Origin of the sequence: Martelella sp. UBA3392, assembly GCF_002358775.1 — a bacterium.
GTDB lineage: Bacteria > Pseudomonadota > Alphaproteobacteria > Rhizobiales > Rhizobiaceae > Martelella > Martelella mediterranea.
In genome coordinates this window covers 1-2,598 of record NZ_DEPM01000068.1, presented here as the reverse complement: position 1 = coordinate 2,598, position 2,598 = coordinate 1, and the positions used below count along the sequence as shown (strand labels likewise).

2 protein-coding genes and 1 pseudogene are annotated in these 2,598 nt (G+C 65.3%); all 3 read left to right on the top strand.

The features are described 5' to 3' along the window. The coding region (locus tag B4E36_RS05100; RefSeq protein WP_345900065.1) for a TolC family protein at positions 1-624 on the top strand (624 nt) is incomplete at its 5' end. A 56-nt stretch (positions 625-680) separates the two neighbouring features. Further along, on the top strand, positions 681-1,796 hold the full coding sequence (locus tag B4E36_RS05095) for a calcium:proton antiporter (protein ID WP_292052556.1): 1,116 nt from the start codon (positions 681-683) through the stop codon (positions 1,794-1,796). 11 nt (positions 1,797-1,807) lie between these two features. Beyond that, a pseudogene (locus tag B4E36_RS05090) lies at positions 1,808-2,598 on the top strand (aspartate-alanine antiporter); the annotation flags it as partial.

Below are 2,598 nucleotides of genomic sequence, written 5' to 3'. Positions count from 1 at the left end.
TCCAGCATGCCGACCGAGACGATGATCGAGATCGCGCTGGCCAACCGTCCCGATATCTTCGCCGGCTATGCTGCGCTTGAGGCGAGCCGTCAGGGCGTCAAGAAGGCAAAGGCGGACTTCATGCCGAAGATCGGCGTGTTCGGTACGCTCTCCACCTATGAGACCCAACTCGATGCCGCCGGCCTTCCCGCGGTGGAAAATAGCGGCCTCAACGGCAACATCATGTTCGGCGCCACCATCCCGCTTTACGACGCCGGCATGCGCGACGCCAACCTGAAGCAGGCGCAAAGCCGGGTCGAGGCCGCCGAGCGCAACTTCGACCAGTTGAAGGATGCCGCCGCCCGCGAAATCGTGGTCGCCTCCAACGCGCTGACCACCGCGATCCAGGCCAATGATTCCGCCGTCAAGCTGCGGCAGGCGGCCTACAAAACCTATGATTCGGCGCTCGAATCCTACCAGAACGGCGTCGGCACGGTTTCCGCGCTCGCCACGGCGCAAAACGGCCTGCTCGACGCCCGGCTCGCCGAGGGCGATGCGCGCGAGGCGGCCTTCACGGCGGCGGCCAACCTCGCCTTCGTGCTCGGCACATCGACCAGCGCGATACCGACCGGGACGCCACGATAACAGAACGCCGGTTCCGGCATTGTGACCGGAACAGACAGCCGAGAAGAGAGAAACGCATGCACGCCCGCAATTCGATCCCCCGGTGGAGCCTGTTGCTGCCTATCGCCGCCCTCGCATGGGCCGCGCTTGAGATCACCGGCGTGCTACACGACACCGCCACGGTGTTCGTGTTGCCGGCGATCCTGCTTCTCGGCGGCTCGGTGTTCGCCTCGGTGCTGCATGCCGAGGTGCTGGGCGCCAGGCTCGGCGAGCCGATGGGCTCGATCATCCTTGCCTGCTGCGTGACGCTGATCGAGGTCGCGCTGATCATCTCGATCATGCTCTCCGGCATCGAGGGCGGAGAAGAAGTCGCACGCGACACGGTGTTCGCCGCGGTGATGATCGTGCTGAACGGCATCATCGGCCTCTGCCTCGTGCGTGGCGGCCGGATCTATCACGAGCAGAGCTTCAAGCTGCCCGCCGCCTCGGCGGCGCTCGCCGTGCTCGGCACGCTCTCGACGCTCGCCTTCGTGCTCCCCAATTTCGCGATTTCCGGCGCCGACAGGCAGTATTCCTGGGCGCAGCTTCTGGTCATCAGCCTGTGTTGCCTGACGCTCTACGGCGTATTCCTGTTCGTGCAGACCGTGCGCCATCGTAACTATTTCGTCGACGACGCCGATGGTCCTGCGGCGGAGGGCGAAGAAGGCTTCTTCCCCGAACACCCCGAAAAGCCATCGGCACGGATGACGGCGATCAGTGCCGTCATGCTGCCGGTGTCGCTGCTGGTGGTGATTCTGCTCGCCGAGGCGCTGTCCCATCCGCTCGACCTCGCCATCACCTCAGCCGGCCTGCCGCATGCTCTCGTCGGCGTCGTGATCGCGGCGCTCGTGCTGTTGCCGGAAGGCATTTCCTCGGTGCAGGCGGCGGCGAAGAACCGGATCCAGCAGAGCATCAACCTGGTGCTGGGTTCGGCGCTTGCCAGCATCGGCATGTCGATCCCGATCGTGGCGCTGGTGTCGATCTTCATCGGACAGCAGATCACCCTCGGCCTCGAGCCGGAACAGATGGTGATGCTGCTTCTGACCCTGTTCGTGAGCACGCTCACGCTCGGCACGGGACGGACGACGGTGCTGCAGGGCGCTGTGCACCTCGTCATCTTCGTCGTCTTCGTCCTTCTGACGCTGGTGCCCTGAAAACGGAGTGAATGCACACCATGCTCGACTGGCTGGCAACCACGCTGCGTGAAAACGTGGAAATCCCCCTCTTCCTTGCCCTGTTCGCGGGCTACACTCTCGGACGGGTCAAGATCGCTGGGATCTCGCTTGGCGATGTCACGGCGACGCTGCTGGCCGCGCTGGTGATTGGCCAGATCGGCATCACCGTCTCCGATGACGTCAAGACGGTGTTCTTCGTGTTCTATTTGTTTGCCGTCGGCTACAGCGCGGGACCGCAATTCGTGCGCGGCCTCTTTTCCGGTGGCCTGCAGCAGGCGGCGTTCGCCGCGCTCGTCTGCCTGATGAGCCTCGGCGCGGTCTACCTCGCCGTCCGCCTTGCCGGCTATGACGTCGGCATCGCCGCCGGGCTCTACGCCGGGTCGACGACCACGTCATCCGCTCTCGGCCTCTCTCAAACAGCGATTTCGCAATCGGCGATCTCCGCCGCCGCCAAGACCAGCGCCAACCAGATACTCCCCGCCGCCTTCTCGATCAGCTATGTGATCGGCACATTCGGCTCGGTGGTGATGCTCGGCATACTCGGCCCCAAGCTGATGCGGGTCGACATCGCGGCCGCCTGCCGGGACTATATCCGCCGGGTCGGCGGCGCCGGCGACCGCAGCGGCCGGGGCACGGCCTGGCATCAATATGTCGCGCGCGCCTACCGCGTTGACGAGGGCGCGCCGCTCGACGGGTTGACGGTCTTTGCGGCCGAACATTTCTTCAAGGGCCACCGCCTGTTCATCGCCCGCCTGCGCCGGGACGGCGCGATCACCGAGGC

Coding starts and splice junctions, on each gene's coding strand:
- B4E36_RS05095 (WP_292052556.1), top strand. CDS start 681: ATGCACGCCCGCAATTCGATCCCCCGGTGGAGCCTGTTGCTGCCTATC.